This window comes from Mucilaginibacter sp. UYCu711 (assembly GCF_050433825.1).
Classification (GTDB): domain Bacteria; phylum Bacteroidota; class Bacteroidia; order Sphingobacteriales; family Sphingobacteriaceae; genus Mucilaginibacter.
Map to the genome: position 1 here is coordinate 327,925 of NZ_JBNPWM010000005.1, position 18,015 is coordinate 345,939.

At 40.7% G+C, this 18,015-nt stretch carries 13 protein-coding genes; 3 read left to right on the top strand and 10 right to left on the bottom strand.

Translation table 11 applies throughout. The annotated features are described in order from the left end of the window. Positions 1-13 precede the first annotated feature (13 nt). From ABIB50_RS13040 to ABIB50_RS13055, 4 genes are read right to left on the bottom strand one after another with little or no spacing between them, the layout of a single operon-like run. On the bottom strand, positions 14-319 hold the full coding sequence (locus tag ABIB50_RS13040) for a hypothetical protein (RefSeq protein WP_429380162.1): 306 nt from the start codon (positions 317-319) through the stop codon (positions 14-16). Continuing rightward, positions 316-3,540 (bottom strand): efflux RND transporter permease subunit, encoded by a 3,225-nt coding sequence (locus ABIB50_RS13045; protein ID WP_429380163.1) that lies wholly within the window; start codon positions 3,538-3,540, stop codon positions 316-318. Before ABIB50_RS13045 ends, ABIB50_RS13040 begins: the two co-directional genes overlap by 4 nt. A gap of 5 nt (positions 3,541-3,545) precedes the next feature. After that, positions 3,546-4,658, bottom strand: coding sequence for an efflux RND transporter periplasmic adaptor subunit (locus ABIB50_RS13050; RefSeq protein ID WP_429380164.1), 1,113 nt, complete (start codon positions 4,656-4,658; stop codon positions 3,546-3,548). Between the two features lie 9 nt (positions 4,659-4,667). Continuing rightward, positions 4,668-6,005, bottom strand: a complete 1,338-nt coding sequence (locus tag ABIB50_RS13055; RefSeq protein ID WP_429380165.1) for a TolC family protein — start codon at positions 6,003-6,005, stop codon at positions 4,668-4,670. Positions 6,006-6,581: 576 nt separating this feature from the next. On the opposite strand from ABIB50_RS13055, the gene ABIB50_RS13060 reads away from it, so the two are divergent. Next, a complete protein-coding gene (locus ABIB50_RS13060) occupies positions 6,582-7,469 on the top strand; it encodes a universal stress protein (RefSeq protein ID WP_429380166.1) in 888 nt (295 codons plus the stop codon). A 116-nt stretch (positions 7,470-7,585) separates the two neighbouring features. Continuing rightward, positions 7,586-8,827, top strand: a complete 1,242-nt coding sequence (locus tag ABIB50_RS13065) for a YaiO family outer membrane beta-barrel protein (protein ID WP_429380167.1) — start codon at positions 7,586-7,588, stop codon at positions 8,825-8,827. 30 nt (positions 8,828-8,857) lie between these two features. Here ABIB50_RS13065 and ABIB50_RS13070 read toward each other — a convergent pair whose 3' ends face one another. Genes ABIB50_RS13070 through ABIB50_RS13080 form a run of 3 tightly spaced genes read right to left on the bottom strand, consistent with a single transcriptional unit; the run spans position 8,858 to position 13,801 of the window. Next, a complete protein-coding gene (locus ABIB50_RS13070) occupies positions 8,858-12,328 on the bottom strand; it encodes a sulfatase-like hydrolase/transferase (protein WP_429380168.1) in 3,471 nt (1,156 codons plus the stop codon). 5 nt (positions 12,329-12,333) lie between these two features. After that, positions 12,334-13,422, bottom strand: a complete 1,089-nt coding sequence (locus ABIB50_RS13075; protein ID WP_429380169.1) for a HEAT repeat domain-containing protein — start codon at positions 13,420-13,422, stop codon at positions 12,334-12,336. Further along, complete coding sequence (locus ABIB50_RS13080) at positions 13,415-13,801, bottom strand: response regulator transcription factor (protein WP_429380170.1); 387 nt, start codon at positions 13,799-13,801, stop codon at positions 13,415-13,417. Before ABIB50_RS13080 ends, ABIB50_RS13075 begins: the two co-directional genes overlap by 8 nt. A 968-nt stretch (positions 13,802-14,769) precedes the next feature. On the opposite strand from ABIB50_RS13080, the gene ABIB50_RS13085 reads away from it, so the two are divergent. Then, on the top strand, positions 14,770-15,216 hold the full coding sequence (locus tag ABIB50_RS13085) for a universal stress protein (protein ID WP_429380171.1): 447 nt from the start codon (positions 14,770-14,772) through the stop codon (positions 15,214-15,216). On the opposite strand, the gene ABIB50_RS13090 is transcribed toward ABIB50_RS13085, so the two are convergent. The 3 genes from ABIB50_RS13090 to ABIB50_RS13100 all read right to left on the bottom strand — a co-directional run bounded on the left by ABIB50_RS13090 (position 15,191) and on the right by ABIB50_RS13100 (position 17,774). Further along, complete coding sequence (locus tag ABIB50_RS13090) at positions 15,191-16,813, bottom strand: L,D-transpeptidase family protein (RefSeq protein WP_429380172.1); 1,623 nt, start codon at positions 16,811-16,813, stop codon at positions 15,191-15,193. The genes ABIB50_RS13085 and ABIB50_RS13090 overlap by 26 nt on opposite strands. Positions 16,814-16,838: 25 nt before the next feature. Continuing rightward, complete coding sequence (locus ABIB50_RS13095; RefSeq protein ID WP_429380173.1) at positions 16,839-17,600, bottom strand: patatin-like phospholipase family protein; 762 nt, start codon at positions 17,598-17,600, stop codon at positions 16,839-16,841. 66 nt (positions 17,601-17,666) lie between these two features. After that, positions 17,667-17,774: a hypothetical protein gene (locus ABIB50_RS13100; RefSeq protein ID WP_429380174.1), complete on the bottom strand. Its 108-nt coding sequence runs from the start codon at positions 17,772-17,774 to the stop codon at positions 17,667-17,669. Between the last annotated feature and the right edge of the window lie 241 nt (positions 17,775-18,015).

Genomic DNA, 18,015 nt, shown 5'->3' on the forward strand with positions numbered 1-18,015 from the left:
ATGATTTTAAGTGTTAAACAGATTGATCTACCGGCATTATAAATGCTCTTATCGGGAAGTCAGACTTCGTTGTTTCATTATATTGTTTGACCAACTTTAGCCCAATGGCAACGTTCTCCTCGCTCGTGAAAGTGAAGATGATGATCGACTCGACCTTTTCACCTCCGCTTACAAACCAATCCTCCAAAATGTTGTGCGATGCACCGTTACGGTGACCAATGATATCAGAAGTGCTGAATACCTCGATATTTCCCTGTTTGAATATTTCAGCGACATCACTTAAATATTCTTTTAAACATGTTATTACTAATAGTTTCATGATTTAGATTTTAAAGATTCAATGCCATTTTTCCGCATCATTTTAAAGTACAGCAAAGGCACAACTATAAGCGTTAGGAAGGTGGAAGTTATCGTCCCGCCCATCAACGAGATAGCCAATCCCTGGAAGATCGGGTCAAACAAAATGATCACAGCCCCCAGGGCCACTGCGCCTGCGGTTAGTAAAATTGGGGTTGTTCGTACCGCACCGGCTTCAATAATGGCCTGCTTTAACGGAATGCCTTCTCTTAGACGAATATTGATAAAATCGATCAGTAAGACTGAATTCCTGACCATGACACCCGCGAGGGCGATAAAGCCGATCATGGAAGTGGCTGTAAAATAAGCGTGCAGCATCCAATGCCCCAACACGATACCGATCAAGGATAGGGGTATGGCAGCCAGCATCACCAACGGCACGATAAAATTCTGGAACCAGCCAACGATCAGGATGTAGATCATAATAATCACCACCGCAAAGGCGATACCCAAATCGCGGAAAACCTCGAAAGTGATCTGCCATTCGCCGTCCCACTTTAAACTGTAATTATCTTCCAGTTCGGGCTGATGGGTATATTCTTCTTTTAAAGAGAACCCCTTGGGCACCTTTACCGATTTTAAATGATCGGACACATCTGAGATCGCATAGGACGGGCTTTCCAATTTGCCCGCCATATCGGCTAACACATACACCACTTCTTTTTGATTTTTGCGGTAAATACTTTTGGGTTTTGTCTGCATGGTTACAGTAACCAGATCTTTTATCGGAACTGCATTGCCCTGCATACCGATCACTTTCAGATCCAGTATATCATCTATATTGGTTTTATCGGCATTGCTTAACTGTAACTTGATTGCTGTTTGATTATAAGATACTGGTTGAGAAATATTACCAACAGGCATGCCTGATAACGCGGCATTTACTATCGTAGAAACCTGCGTAGTTGCGATGCCATAACGCATCGCTTTTTCTTTGTTAACCTCTAAATGATATTCTGGCTGATCATCCTCCACCATCCAGTCTGCATCCACAACATTGTCGGTTTTGTTAAGCAAGTTCTTTACCTGGTTCGCTATTTTCATCTGCTCTTTATAATCCGGACCATAAATTTCTGCGACCAACGTGGACAGAACTGGTGGTCCCGGCGGAACCTCGACCATCTTTACATTTGCGTTATATTTTTTGGCGATCTCCTGTATCGGTCCACGCATTTCTTTAGCTATGGCATGGCTTTGTATACTCCGGTCTTTTTTATCCACCAGGTTAACCTGAATATCAGCCACGTTATCGCCCTTGCGTAAATCATAATGACGCACCAATCCATTGAAGCTAATCGGGGCCGAAGTGCCTATATAGGATTCGTAATTTCTAACTAAAGGTCGATTGGCTATATAAGCGCCTATATCTTTGACCACAGCCTGCGTTTTTTCGAGCGTTGTTCCCTCCGGCATATCAATCACCACCTGGAACTCATTTTTATTATCAAAAGGAAGCATTTTTACCGCTACCGCTTTGGTATAGAACATAGACAGCGATGCGAACAAGATCACCACGATGCTCAAGATAAACGTCCAGCGCTTCCAGCGGCTTTCCAGCAAGGGTTGTATGGATGAGCGGTATATTTTATAGATCCGGGTCTCTTCCACCGATTGTGGTTTGTTTTCTTCCTCCGATCCACTAATTTTTTCCTTTTCCCGCAAAAATATATAACCCAGGTACGGAGTCAGGGTCAAAGCAACGATCAATGACAGGATCATCGCGATGGAAGCGCCGATAGGCATCGGGCTCATATAAGGGCCCATCATACCCGATACGAAGGCCATCGGTAAAACAGCGGCAATTACGGTGAAGGTTGCCAGGATAGTTGGATTGCCCACTTCGTTGATCGCATAAATGGCAGCCTGTAAAGGCGGCAACTTCTTCATTTTAAAGTGGCGATGCATGTTTTCTGCGATGATGATCGAATCATCCACCACAATACCAGTAATAAACACCAGCGCGAACAGCGTGATCCGGTTTAGCGTATAATGCATAAAGTAGTAAGCAAACAGCGTGAGCGCGAAGGTTACCGGTACCGACAGGAACACCACCAGGCCGCCACGCCAGCCCATTGCCAGCATTACAAAAACAGTGACCACCACAATTGCAATAAACAGGTGGAACAATAGTTCAGATACTTTGTCTGACGCTGTTTCACCGTAATTCCTGGTAACGGTTAAATGCACATCATTGGGCAGCAGGTTTTTTTTCAGGTGCTCCACCTTAGAAAGAATCTGTTCTGATAATTTCATGGCATCCGCACCTTTCTTCTTGGCTACGGATAAAGTTATCGCGGGATAGTTAGATTTAAACGCTTTGGCATCTGCCGGATTTGCTTTGCCGTAACCGAAAAACACATATTGGTTGGGTGTTTCCGCACCTTCTTCAACTTTAGCGATCTGCTTTAGGTAAACCGGCTGTTGCTGATTAATGCCAACTACCAGGTTACCCACGTCGTCCGCTGTGTTTAAGAAATTACCGGTCGTCACAGAAAAGGCAGTATCCCTTTGCAGCAGGTTTCCACCCTGCATTTGCATATTGCTGCCCTGTATCTGTTTGCTGAGTGATAGAAAATCAACATGATTTTCGGCCATCTTATTTTTATCCAATAACACTTTTACTTCGCGGTTGCGGCCGCCTATAATGATAATGTCCGAAACGTCGTTTATCTTTTTAATTTCGTTGGTTAGTTCCTGTCCGATCTGTTTTAACTGGTAGTCGCTGTATTTGTCACTCCAGAGGGTTAACCCCAAAACCGGGACATCATCAATGGCCCTTGTTTTGATCAACGGAAGGGTAACGCCCTGCGGCATTTTGTCCATATTTTTCATCAGTTCGCTGTACAGCTTCACCAATGAACGCTCCACATCTTCCCCCACATAAAATTGGACGATGATCATCGCCTGGCCCTGCAAAGAAGTAGAATATACATATTCCACACCTTTTACATTGGAGATCATTTTCTCTAAGGGGGCAGACACTTTGGTTTCCACATCTTTAGGGGATGCACCCGGATAACCGATAAAAATGTCAGCCATCGGAACTTGTATCTGTGGCTCTTCTTCCCTCGGAATCAAAAAGGTACTGTACGCGCCGATCATTAAGAAAGCGATCATCAGCAGTATCGTTAATTTCGACTGTATAAATGCCTTGGCTATATTTCCTGCAAATCCGTCTTTCATCTCAATTAGTTTTTGATTTTAACTACCGTGCCATTAAACAACCTGCCAGCTGCACTTACAATAAATTGCTCGTGCGGGGCAAGGCCGCTTAGCACTTCTACCTGGTTCCCTACAACTTTTCCCAATGTCACCCAGCGCAGGAGTGCGGTATTATTATTTCCTATGGTATATAGCCCAGTTAACTGGTCCTTATATTCAATACTTGATAATGGCACCAAAACCTGTCCGTCGGTTGCGGGGTTTGCTGCAACACCTTTCACCGGAATCGAAACATTCGCGTACATACCGCTAAGCAACCCTTGCTTTTGATCATCAGGGATTTTCACTTTTACCAGGTATTGTCCCCCGGTAAACTGCGAGGACTGGCTGATTTGGCTAACTGTTCCTATGATGGATTTATTGGAGGCGGTAATGGTAACGATAGCTGTTGTTCCCTGCCCAACCTGGCTGATCACATTTTCAGGAACAGCCGTGCTTACCTGGTAGCTTCCGCTTTGTTCGATGGTCAATATCGGCGAACCCGGTGTTGCCATACTGCCTGCGTCCATTAATTTTTGGGTGACAATACCAGCGAAAGGTGCCGTTAGGTTGGTATAGTTCAGCGTGGCGGTCACTTCATTGCGCATCTGCTTAGCTTGTTCGAGTTGGGACTTGGCTGCCTGATTGGCCAGCGTGATATTATCCATTTCTTTTGCCGTGGCGCTTTGTTGCTTATACAGGTTGTTAAAACGGTCCAGATCTTTTTGGGTGTTTTTATAGGCCGATTCGGCTGTTGAGATAGCGGCATCAGCCTGGGCTCTTTTGGCCAAAATATCATCATTGCTGATCGTTACCAATAGCTGTCCTTTCGCCACATGATCGCCTGTTTTTACACTGAGCTTGGTGATGTACCCCATTACCCTGGTACTGATATTGGCGGATTGAATGGCTTCAACCTGGCCGCTCACATTTAAATCGGCCTGACCATTAGCTGATGGGGTGGCGACAGTTACTACAATGGCTGTATCTGTAACAGCGATAGCTTCCTTTTTTTCGCTGGAAGAACAGGCAGAGATCGCCAGCAAACTGATGCCTGCAAACAATTGCATTATCCTGATTGAGTTTATATTGGTATTCATCTTTATGGTCTATTTAATAGTAGTTGATGTTAATAATTGAATGTAATAGCCGGTAAGGTTAAGGGTGAACCGCGCCTGCACCAGCGCGAACTTTTGTTGAGAAAGCTGCGTTTCGGCCATTAGGACATCTGTGGTATTCACCAATCCCTGCTGGTAGCGGTTTTTTAAAATACGCAGGGATTCCGTTGCCTGCGTGATCGCTGCCTGATCCTGGTCGATCTCAAAGCGGGCATCCGAAAGGCCACGGTAGGCTTTGTTCAGTTCCACCTGGCTCTGGTCTTTTTGTTGTGCTAGCTCTTCACTGAGTTTGTCGCGTTCTAATTTTTGTATCGTGATCGTATTCTTTCTTTTGTTCCCTTTAAAAATATCCCATGATACCTGTACACCGACAAAATAGGAGTTGGCACCAAAGCCTGTTAAATGGCTGTCATTGTACTGATAGTTTCCAAAGGCATTTAACTTTGGCAGGTAACTCATTTGGGTGGATTTGATCACCAGGCCGGATGCCTCTATCGCCTTGTTCATAGCCATAAAATCCGATCTTGAAGCGGTAATTTTTAGTGTGGTATCGGCAACTTGTTTCGCCTCAGTAGGGTCAGCTTTGTAAACAACACCCGATGGCTGACCCATCAGCAAACTGAGCCCGTCTGAAGCATTGCTGATACTGCTTTTTGCTTTGTTCAGGTTACTTTCAACCGAGGTGACTTGTACTTGTGCATTTAACAGGTCAGATTTTTGGATCAGTCCCTGTTTGAAATGATTGTCGGTAAAAGTATAAACGGACTGTACATTTTGTAGTGCTTCCTCTAATACATTAACAGCGTTATAGGCTAATTGCAATTGCAAATAGGCCTTTTGTACCTCAAAGGTCAGGTGCTCTTTGGTGCGCTGCGTTTTATACTGGTAAACTTCTGTTTGCTTTTGAGCCCCTTTGCGTATGTACAGCATATCTACATTTAATAAAGGCTGTTGTACTTCCAGTTTGGCCATATAATCCTGCGTGCTAGTTGGATGGTTTAAAAGAACAGGATTAAAATCGTTTGGTGTGATTGTCCGTTGTTCCAGTTTAAACCCGAAGGAATTAAGTGGTTCATTGGTTGTCATAGCTGTGTAAGACAAGGCAACCTGTGGCAGAAAAACTGCTTCAGTTTTTTTGTAATTGGCCGATGCTATATCCTGATCCAGTTTAGCTAAGCGGATACCTGCATTATTCCTTAACGCCTTTTCGATGGCTTCCTGCAGGCTTAAATTTTTAGTGCCACCTTGGGCATAGGCACAGGGAGCAAATAAATTTAAAGAAACAATGGTGGTAAAAGCCAATGAAAGGAAATATGTTTTACTGTTCATCACTATTATATTTTTAGCAAAATTACGGGCATTGAATAAGGTAGTTGGTAACATTTGTTACGCACGTTGAAAGGAAGTATTTTAAAATTTTCTAATGCCGGGTTAATATTCGCCAAAACCTGTAGTGGAATATTAGGTACAAAAGTTAGCAACTATTTTTGGTCAATAATGGTGATGGTTGCTTCATCTTTACCGAGGTACTGCTATATCACATCGCTCCGTTTGCAGAACTCAAGGGCGACGTTATAAAGTCTTTATCTTGTATTTGCTGTTGATAGGTATGACCAATAGCTTACTTACTTTTTACTTGTTTCTACGGCAGCAAGGTGGTGACAATAGTTTTAACATGGAATGATGCTGGTAAGTATAAAATTTGATGACGGTCAAAATTTCATTGTTTTGTCCAGTGGATCGATTAATGATCGCTAATACTCAACCTGGACCTGATAATTTGTAAAACTATGCTTTTTTACTACCTGCAAAACCTGATAGGTATCATTGGAGATCATGACGCTTATCATTCTTTTATTGCGCCTGTTGGATAATCTTTACTTAAATCTTTAAATGGAACCTACAATGAAAAATATACTCGTTTTAACCGATTTTTCCGAAAATTCCACTCACGCTGCGGCATACGCTTTATACTTCGGAAAGAAAATAAAAGCTAACTTATCGCTATGTAATGCCTTTCAGCAACCGGTCGCTATTCCGGAAATGGGTGGCGGTATGTCATTTTCGGCGGAAGAATACACTTTGGTCAGCGACAATAGTTTGCTTCAGTTGAATCAGCTTAAAAGTTTTTTAAATAAGCAGGAGGAAAATCATCATGAAAACGGAGATTTTTACCCGGAAATCAATTTAATCAGTTCTCTTGGAAATCTTTCTGATGTGATTAAAGAGGTAATCTTAAATGACAATAATGTATTGATTATTACCGGCACTCATGATAATGGAGGCCTAAGTGATATTTTCCTGGCCAATAATGTTACAGAACTGATTCGGGATATTAACTTTCCGCTATTGGTTATTCCTTTCAACGCCTCTTTCGAACCGATAGATAAAATCGGTTTTGCTATTGAACTACAAAACGAGGATCTTGATATCGTAGCGGTACGGAAATTAGTCAGTTTTGCAAAACCCCTGAAGGCAAACATTATACTTATCCATATTTACAATAGTCAGGAAGAAAAACATGCTTCTGAAAGGCATTTAAGACGGGTTTTGAAAGCCATTGGCAACAAAGATAAATTTCCGCAGATAACCACTAAACTTTTTGACGGGAAAACTATTGAAGAGGGATTGAACGAGGTTTGCAAAAGCGCAGGGATCGACCTGCTCTCAATGGTACACCAGCATCATGGTTTTTTAAGCAGGGTGTTTAGCAGCGGCCATACCGGCCATATGACAGACCATATTCACATTCCGCTTTTAGTGCTGCCCCATGAACCGGAATGTGTTCAATAGCTTCAAAATCCTTCCGCTTTATAATAAATCATCAGAACCTATAATGAGGTATCATATCTTAACTACGGAAATGTATAAATAGTCCTGCAACACATTGCATATATCTAAAGCAAATAATGAAATATATTTTAACAGCTTTTTGCATCATGTTCATTATTCATTCTTTCGGACAAAGTATTTTTTCTTCCGACGAATTATTCCAAGCTGCCAGAAAGAGCGTGTTTGATCGAAAGGATTATCCTAAAGCCAAAGACTATCTCTACCACGCATTGCAGAAGAGCCCCGATTATTCTGATATCAGAATATTTCTGGGGAGGATCTATACGTGGACAGACAACCCCGATAGTGCAAGGATTTGTTTTAATCGGGTAATAGAAACGGATCCGGGATACGAGGACTGTTATATCGCCTATACCGATCTGGAATATTGGAATAACCGCATTGAACACGCTTTAATTATTTGTGAAAGTGGATTGAAATTTCATCCGCAATCTCAGGAACTTTTATTACGTAAATCAAAAATACTTAATGCCATGAAGAGGTATAAAGATGCAGAGTTAACCGTACAGCAGCTTTTGATAATCAATAAAAATAACCCTGCCGCTCGTTCATTAGCTGACAGGATTAAAGAGTTATCCTCCAAAAATAAATTAAATCTGAGTTATGAGTATGTGAATTTTGATAAGCAATTTTCTGATCCATGGCATTACGCGATGGTAGATTATGGCAGAAATACGCGTATTGGCACTATTACAGGCCGATTGAATTATGCTAACCGTTTCCGGGACAATGGTTATCAATTCGAGCTGGAATCTTATCCGCACCTTTCAGATATATTTTATAGTTATGTAAATGTTGGTTATTCAGACAAAGTAGGAGTCTTTCCAAATTGGCGTGGTGGTTTTTCTTTATATGCAAACCTTCCGAAGAGTTTTGAAGCAGGCGCCGGTGTACGTTATTTAAAATTTTCAGGAGATCCTACGTGGATCTACACCGCCTATCTTGGCAAATACTATAAGAGCTGGTTGTTTAGCGGCAGCACCTATGTTACTCCAAGTACTTATACCAGCACACTTTCTGCTTCTTACAGTATTTCAGCCAAGTATTATTATGGCAGTGCCGATGATGTATTAGGCGTTACCGCGGGTTATGGCATTTCTCCTGACGACAGGCTTAATTCTATTCAACTCGATAATAAGATCCGATTAACATCTTATAAAGCCGGTTTTTCATTTAAAAAGAAGATTTCGCGCACCAACGTATTGAGTTTTGATGCCGACTGGTATAATCAGGACTATCGTCCCCAAACCAGAGGTAATCAATATCAGATTAGTTTGGGTTGGCTGTTGCGTTTTTAACAATACAATGCTCTATTAAACTTTCGCAAATTATCGCTTAGCGCCCTGCAATGTGTAATTTCGGAGTAAACTATCCGGCGCCAGTCTCAGCGTTTTAAAGAAAGACTGATTATCTGCTCTGAACCTATTAAACGCTGATTTTAATTCTCTTGTTTTGTCCTCATTTGATATAGGTGTCAGGCCCATATCGTTTTCTATGCGAAACAGTTGGTTGCCATTCAATAGGTATTTGCCCATCACAAAATCTATTAACAGATTCTTGGTTTGCGCCAGGGGATATGCATGGATGTTTCTAAACTGTCTTGCCGTATCTAATCCGCCGCCCATCCAATTCACTAATGAGGGCATCTTAAGCTTATAACTTTTTTTAAGCCACATGGTCAGACTTGGTGCAATATCAAAATGAGTAGAAACAGAAGAGAAGATAGCAGTCCGTTTCAGCAGGGGCGAATAAATAATCAGCGGCACATGATAACGATCAATTTTGGTGCTCATAGGTATTTCAGGCATCCGGTGATCCCCAGTAATAAGAAATACCGTATTCTTAAATTCCGGCCTGGCCTGATATTGCTGGATGAAACCTTTTACAGCATCATCCATAAATAATATGCTGGCATACTGATATTTGTAGTGCCGCTGCATTTTCATTCGTTCTTCGGTGAAACCAAGTTGCGACATTCGCTCCTCAAATCGCTGTGAATAATATGCTTGCTGATTAATAAGGAAAGGGCTATGCGTAGAAACCGTTAAAATTATACTCAAATAAGGCTGATCAACTTTCTGACTAACTTCCAAATATCTCCTGAATAACTCTTTGTCACCATATCCCCATGAAAACCCCGAGGAGGACGCAGGCAGTTTAGAATAACCGGATGGAAACGTTTTTTCATCGTACATCTTTCCAATGTTATTTTTTTTCAGGAAAATGTCGATGTTATCGAATTTGGAATCAAAGCCGGCATAAAATGAAGTGGAATAGCCATTGTTTGAAAGAAGGTTCACAACAGAGAGATGCTCTGGCATTTTATCCCCCAGTTCCGTAAAGCCGCTTTCAGCAAAAGGCAGGGAACTTAATATAGAAGGTAATACTGCAAACGTTCTTCCTCCTTCACTTAGAAAATTCTTCCAATACAAGCTTTTCCCAGCCAGCGAATTAATAAACGGCGTAAAATTTCCCAAGTATGCACCATCATTGGTAAAAGCTCTCCCTAAACCTTCAATAACTATAATAACGATATTAGGCGGACGGGCGCTTTTTGTAAAGTATGGTGAAAGTACGTCAGCAGTGCTGTCGATTGTGTGGAGAAAGGGATAGTTCTGTTTGTCGACATAATTGAACCTTGATGATGTAATGCCTGGCTGGAAATGATTTACGGGTAATTTTTCCGGGGAAAAGTGCCGAAAAGTCTGCTGGAAAAAATAGGCGGATTTATTAACAGAAATGTTATTATTAAACTCTCCCTCAATTTTCCACTTATCGCCCACATCAGAAATGTTGGCAAATTTCAGCACAATAAACAAAAAACAAAAAAAAGCAGCCACACCGTTATTGACTTTAATTCTTTTTGGGAGATAAGCAAAAGACAAAATAAACAAGAGCATCAGTAATGTAAGGCTAATAATCAGATAAAAACTAATACCTCCTGCCGCACCCACAGTTTGAGAAATATCATCGATTGTATATCCCCAAAGATCTGCACCAAGAGGCACCAGCGCTATCGAGAAGTATTGAACAAGTACAACTTGTAAAAATAAAAGCAGGGTTGCCGTTAGTAGAAAAAACAGGTGTGCTGCACGCCTATTGATCAGGTATATCAATGCGAATACCGGGAACAGCCACATACAGGTCTGTATAAAAAAGTAAAGATCCTTAATTACACTAAGCAGGACTATATTTCCTAGTGTCTCCGGTACCCCATGCCTGATATTATTATAAATGATTTCAAAGGCCCGTATCAGTAAGATAAAAGGCAGTAAAAGCAAAGAATGACTTAAGAAGTATTTAAAAGCGGCGACCAGGAAAACAAACCCTTTGTTAAATAAGTTAATGAATGGGGACCGAAAACCAGCAGGCGCGACCCCGGTATTAACTGAAGCCTTTGAAAAACCCTCTCTGGTCATCGTTCCCCACTTGTTTTTTCCGCGAAGAAGATCAACATAACCACGTATCTCTGCCCAGATGCAGATTGGACGGAAATAGAAGGGCTCCGTGAAAGCTGCTATTAATAACTTCATCACATCAGATCGCCTATTATACAGGTTATAAGTCCGAACCTCCATAAATACGGCAAATGCGGAATACATATACCCGAAGGACGTAACAAATAAAAAGAGGTATAAAAATATATCCCACGAAACGCGTCCGGTTAGCGCAAAAATTATAAAAATCACAAAACCAAAAAATTCAACCAGGGGGGCCAGCATTTCGAAGAAGAACCAGAAGGGATAGCTTAACATTCCTAACACCCCATAAAAGGGATTCATAAATATTATTTTATGTATTTTTAGCGTTTCGATTGTCCCCCTGATCCAACGGTTTCGTTGCCGTTGCAATATCTTAGCTGAAGCAGGAACTTCCGTCCAGCAAAGAGGATCCGGAATGTACGTAACTTCATGTGGAACTCTTTTTTCTTCCATATATCTTCGCATTCGCACCACCAGTTCCATATCTTCGCCTACCGTATTTATATTATATCCACCGCAGGCAATTGCTATTTTTTTATCGAAGGCTCCGAAAGCTCCCGACACCAACAACAAACCGTTCAAGCTTGTCCAGGCCATACGACCTAAGAGAAAAGAACGGATGTATTCTAAGGATTGCATTCTCGCAAAATAGTTCTCAGGCAGATTGACCTTAACCAGTCTTCCGTCTTCTACAATACATGAATTTGCAATCCTTATGACACCCCCGGAGGCGATCACCTTCTTTGTGGTTTCCTCAAGAAAGGGTTTGATCATCTTAAGTACAGCATCTTGCTCTAAAATACAATCAGCATCAATAGAAATTAGATAATCGTTTTCGGAGATATTAATCCCAGCATTCAAGGCATCTGCCTTGCCGCCATTTATTTTGTCAATAACAAACAGATTTTTATATACCGGATTTGTGCTTTTATATACATCCTTAACTTCCTTAGTAGGGATATGATAACTGACATGAAACGCTACTTTCTCCAGGTTATATGCTTCTATAAGTTGTTGCATGCTGTCATCTTCGCTTCCATCATTGATTACTATAATTTCCAGGTTGGAATAATATAGTGAAAGCAACGATCTAACGTTCTCGATAATTGTTTTACCTTCATTATAGGCTGGAGCAAGAATGCTGACTGAAGGCATATATGACGAAGAGGCGAGCAGGCGATAATCGGTAAAGGCATTCCTTTTCAGGTATATGCCTACTTTATCTATAGAAAGAAAGGCTAATAACAAATAGAAAGAAAGCAATACCACCGAATAAATCAGGAAGCCATTAATTAAAATAGAGAATATCGTCGACATGAAACTTAATGGTTACTTTCGTATATAGCCTGATTAATCATCGTTTTTGGCACTCGGCCATCCGATGACAATCCTGAAGCAATATGCTCGCCGTTTTTGTAATTACTGATTATTGCCCGTATCGATTCAAGTTTCAATAAATCATCGTCCTCCGACGCTTTACTTATAAAAAAACTAAGGTCTTCATTTTTCTGAGTGCCTCTAAGTGTTTTCAATATTTGGCGCTTGCACTCGGGATCTTCCTTTACATAGATTTCCTTTAATATTAAATTTGTGCCCTCCAAAGCTATACTCCCCAATGTACAGATAGCCTGTATTTTAATTTTCTGATTTTTATGATTCAAGAGTGATACAACAATGTCGTGAACACCTGCTTGCCTGTAAATCTCAATCAAACGCAGTGCAAATAATGTTACATAATCATTTTTTGAAAGGAGCCATACCGGTACATCCTCCATAATTGTAGGCGTAAATCGGGCTAATTCATCGAGGAGTTTGATTTGTCGCCAATTATTTAACGGCATTGTGAGATCGGTTAAGAAATTTAATCCTTTAAATCCCTGAAAACTGATCATTGCAATTTGAGCTTCCATCCGCACAAACTCATTAGGATGATTCGTGTCTAAAAAGATTTCATCCTGCATATCCGCCTGTTCCATCATATACAGTTCATAAATCCCGGTTGCTTTAATATTCCATTTCCTGCTGTAAAATTTTTTTAATGAGTTTTTTTTTAAATTTAACCGCAGATACAATTGAACCATATTTTTTTCTGCTGAACCTGCTAAATTGATATCAACATTAATCAGCTGCTTAATAGCGAATTCACGTCTATTCCTTTTTTTTAAATAAATCAATAATTCAGGAGTGATATAATTTTCTAACTCCTCTTGGGGCTCTTTGATCATTATTTTGCTGATCCATTCGTTTAGCCTATATGACATTTCCTGTTGAGAATTGAATTTTCTCCTTTTAAGATATAGAAACAGGTAAGTGGCAACGATTATACCCACTGTCATGCCGCTAAATAGCAGCGCAAGTATCTGGAAGTAACTAATGTCTATTAACCGGTAAAATTCTTGATGATCAGCCATTGGAATACGTTATTTGTGCTTTTGAAATCAGCCTGTTAACACACTCTACGATTTCAGCCATTTGGAATGGCTTCGTTATGTAATCATCCGCTCCCAATTTAAACGCTTCTTCAACGACACTTTCCTGTTTTAAAGAGGACAATAAAATAATCGGAATATCTTTCTTTTTTATTTTCTTAACTGCCCTCAAAATTTCCAAACCTGAAATATACGGGAGCATTATATTTGTAAGAACGATATCCGGCATCTCAGCAGTAAGGCTTGCAAGCCCTTCCCTTCCGTCGCTACAGCATTTGACCTTAAATCCAGCTTCTTCAAGTTTTAACTGAATCATGGTGCTTACTAATGGGTTATCTTCAATAAGTAAAACTGTATGCATTAAATAGAATAAATTTGATTTTTAATGTAAATAATTATAACACTAGCGGGCTTCCCAAAGAGCAAATCAGCCAAAAAACAAATTTATGGCTCATCGAAACTAAATTCTACTTAGGAAATTACTGTCCAAAAAATTATCAAATGTTAAAATTGCTATATTGTACGGGCTTATCTATTGTGAATAGGTTTGCTTACGCTGGTGTAAAGATTCGTAAATGCCAAATGTCCTGCCGTGATTTTAAACACTTTATTTAATGCTTTTGATCACTAACGAAATACTCAACATATTTCATGGATTTCCTTGGTTCAAAATATGAAAGCAGGGTAGTTCAAAGAAAACCTGGAATGCCCCAGGACTTATTGATAATCAAATGTGACAAATAAGGATCACTCAACAACCGCTCTATTTTCCAGATTAATAATGTTCTGTATATTCTGCTTAATCTGCAAATAATTTCGCTGTATTATAGCTGGGCTAATCACCCGGATCACTGGCAGATCCTAATAATTGTCCATCTCTTTTTTTAAAACGTCATGTCATCAATAATCTCACAAGAAAAGCTTTTAATTCGATTTTTTCTTCCAGGTTATCCGCCACTAATTCTACAAATTCACGCGAGCTTAAAAAAGATATCTGGGAAGGAGGGACCGCAACGTCCAACTGCTTTGAACGGCTGATGGAAAGTATCAGATCTATTAATGGATAAACTCGTAAATCGTTTTTCTTAATTTAAAGATACCTTTTACTTTTCATATTTAAAGGTCAACAAAAATCAAAGTTTTTGGTTTAGTATTAAACAAAAAGTTAAAATTTGTGCAGATACGTCAATTGTTTTAAATAATTAGATTGCCGTTTGCTTGCTGAATAAAAAAGCCCAATGCTTTCGGCGGTGCAGCGTGGACCGGGTTTTTAGCTCACAATAGTTTTTCGTCGGCGGGAAAAGAATTACTACTTTTTAAGAAAATAACATGAAAAAATTTAAAATGCTGATCGCTTTGGCCGGCGGACCGGATGCGGAAAAAATAGCCCTTACTGGCTTATTATATGGACAACCATTAAATGCAGAGATCACTTTAATCAGCGTCGTAAAACCCACTGCGGATATCAGTAATGACGGAAGCACGTCAGTGGAAATCAGAGGAGAGCTTAGAGCTAATTATGAAAGAAGCCTAAAAAAATTGGTGGAAAAGATATTTAAAGATTACCCGGTAAAGACCTGTGTAGAAGAAGGCAAACCTTATTCCACAATCTTAAAAATTGCCAGTGAACGAGGAGCAGATGTCATTGTTATGGGTATTCACACCAGGTTGGAAAACTCCCAGTATTACACTCCAAATGACTTTGATGAAATTATCAAGAGGTCTGAAATACCATTGCTCCTGATCCCCGCTAATAAGCTCCCGACATCAGCATAGCAACAAGTTTATCGTCCCTGTTATAAATGTCTTTCCTGAAGTTAATTGTATGATCGCGATCAATAAATGCTGTAAAATAGGCGATAAAAACGGGTATTTTATCTTTTAAAGTAACAGATTTTTCCGTGCCGGAGTGCATGGCCAGATCAATAGCACCCGCATTCCATTCAGCACGGTCCTTCAGCAGGAAATTGGCAAGTTTAACCGGCTCTTTCAGACGGATGCAACCATGGCTAAAACCCCTGGATGATTCACCAAAAAGAGATTTGGATGGGGTGTCATGCAGATAAATATTATAGCTGTTGGGAAAAAGGAATTTGACTAATCCTAACGAATTTAAAGGGCCAGGTTTTTGCCGGACGACCGGGAGGCCATCCAGGTGACCTGTAATTTCCATGTTTTGCGCTTCCAGATAGTTGCCGTTTCTTTTCATGCCGGGGATGACCTCCTTACGAACGATAGAAGGGGGCACATTCCAGTATGGGCTAAAAACCACATATTTAATTTCGCCATAAAATACCGCAGTTTGATGCACCGTTTTGCCCACCACCACATCACAACTCCACAATAGGCTATCGGCATGATAAACATGCAATTTAAATTCGGGAATATTGACGGCCAGATAGTCGCCTTCTAAGCGTACCGGTAGCCACCGGCTTCGTTCCATATTCACTAATATTTGTTGGATACGCTTTTTTAATGGCACGTTAAGCTCCGAGAAAGCCGCCTTATCTATTGAGCCGCTGGGGCTAAGGCCGTGCCTTTCCTGGAAATGTTTTACAGCTGCTAACAAACTCGCATCGAATATATGTGTAGTGGTATCCCCTTTATAATCCTGAAGTTTAAATAACCGGCTTTTAACCTCGCGTACAATTTCAGACGAATCGCCGGGTTTCAAAGATTTGGAAATAATGGGCAACCATGAATCGGATTTGTCCAGGTCCTTGTATTTTTTTAAATAGCCTCTCAGGAGTTCATATTGCCGGTACACGGGTTCATCGCTGGCTTGTGGAATACCGGTGACTTTTAAAAGGCTGTCCAGGTACATCGCATAGGATACCTTCTTCCTGGGCAGGTGCCAGTTGGCAGATCGGCTGGCAGAATCATTCATACCCCGCCAGGCCAGCTTGGAAAATACAAAATATTGGGCGGTCAGCATCAGCTCCAACTGGGTATTAGGCTTATCATTAATCGTATCTGCGTTATAAAACAAGGAATCCAGTTGGGCCTGATAAGGCGTAACACTATGAAGGCCCTCGTTTTGAAGATTTAACACTCGGTTAGTTAAATTTCCGGCCTGTTCGATCATCTTGCCATCTTCATACCACGCGTAAGCAAATTGCCTCTTACGGTAAAAGCCACTGATATCCTTTGCGAACTCATTTAATAGGGGGTAATGGTTCAAAAAAACAGCTATTTGGGTACTGTCAAAGGTTGTTTTTGATTGGTTACTGAAGCTACCCGGAATAGTTTTATCCCATTCTTTAGCTAAAGTATCGACAGGTTTTTTTTTAATAATTTTCTGGCCGCAGCTGTTAAGTGAGCTGGCGATGATCAATAGGCAAGCTAACCTATATTTCCATTGATTGCAGTACATAGTTTTGGGGTTTTATATCACCTGGTTATTTTAGTATATTTTCTATGAGTTGTCTGTGCGCGTTAACTGTATGGTACCCTACTTCAAAGATCTCATCCGCGTATTTCATTTCGAACATATTATAGGAAGATAGATCGGGTTCGATAAAAACATCGCATTTTTTTCCATGAGCCGCCACGGTACCTGCGATCGCTAGTTGGAAACACCGCTCAAATACCTGTAATCTGGACAATGGCTCCTTTTGCTGATGGAAAAGCCTATTTACATGCGATCCCATAATCACATCACATTGGCCGCTCAAACAATCAACCGGAAGATTATTCAGCACACTTCCGTCAACCAAATATCGGTCACCGCTTTTAATAGGATCGAACAATGCCGGGATGGAAGATGACCCCACCAACGCATCATATAAAGGCCCTTTTGAAAAAGTGATGGCTGTGCCGGTGACGATATCTGTAGCAGTGACGAACAAAGGGATAGACAGATGTTCAAAATTCCCCTTAGGTATAGTTGACGTTAATACATCCCGTAAGCCTGTTGGTGAAAAAAGCCCGCCGGCTGAAAGTATAACCCCAATAATGGTGGTAGCGGAATGCGCTTTCGTAAGCGCTAATATGTGCTGCGGTGTGTAACCAGCAGCATATAATGCGCCTATAATAGCACCCGAGCTTACGCCTGATATCACGCCGACCTTAATGCCCATTTCATCAAGTCCCTGCAAAAGCCCAAGGTGTGCAATTCCCCGTGCACCTCCTCCCGAAAGCACTAAACCTACCTTATCCACTTCCAGTTCCTTATCTCGGGCATATCCTCTCCATTAACATTTATAAATTCCTTATGTTTAATTAACTTATTTTTTACTTTTGTTTAAGTAGGTGCCATTGTTTCCTGTTTGCGGCAGTCTGCCTATCGCATCCATTACTGAATGGAAACGATCCATTTCATTTAATACGGTCATATCAAATGTCCCGATGCATATAAAGCAAATTTAATGCTGGATGATCCGGCATTGATGATCAGTATCATTTTTATTTCCAGTTGAACTTAAGCGAAAAATCCGTTTAAGATGTACTTATTAAATATTTCCTGGGTGGAATATGCTTGACAGGTTCAAGTTTTGTTGGTGTCGGACAGTCGTTAATGCTTCCTTCATACATGCGCTATACAATGTTAAGCATCGGATGGCGCATTTGTTTCAC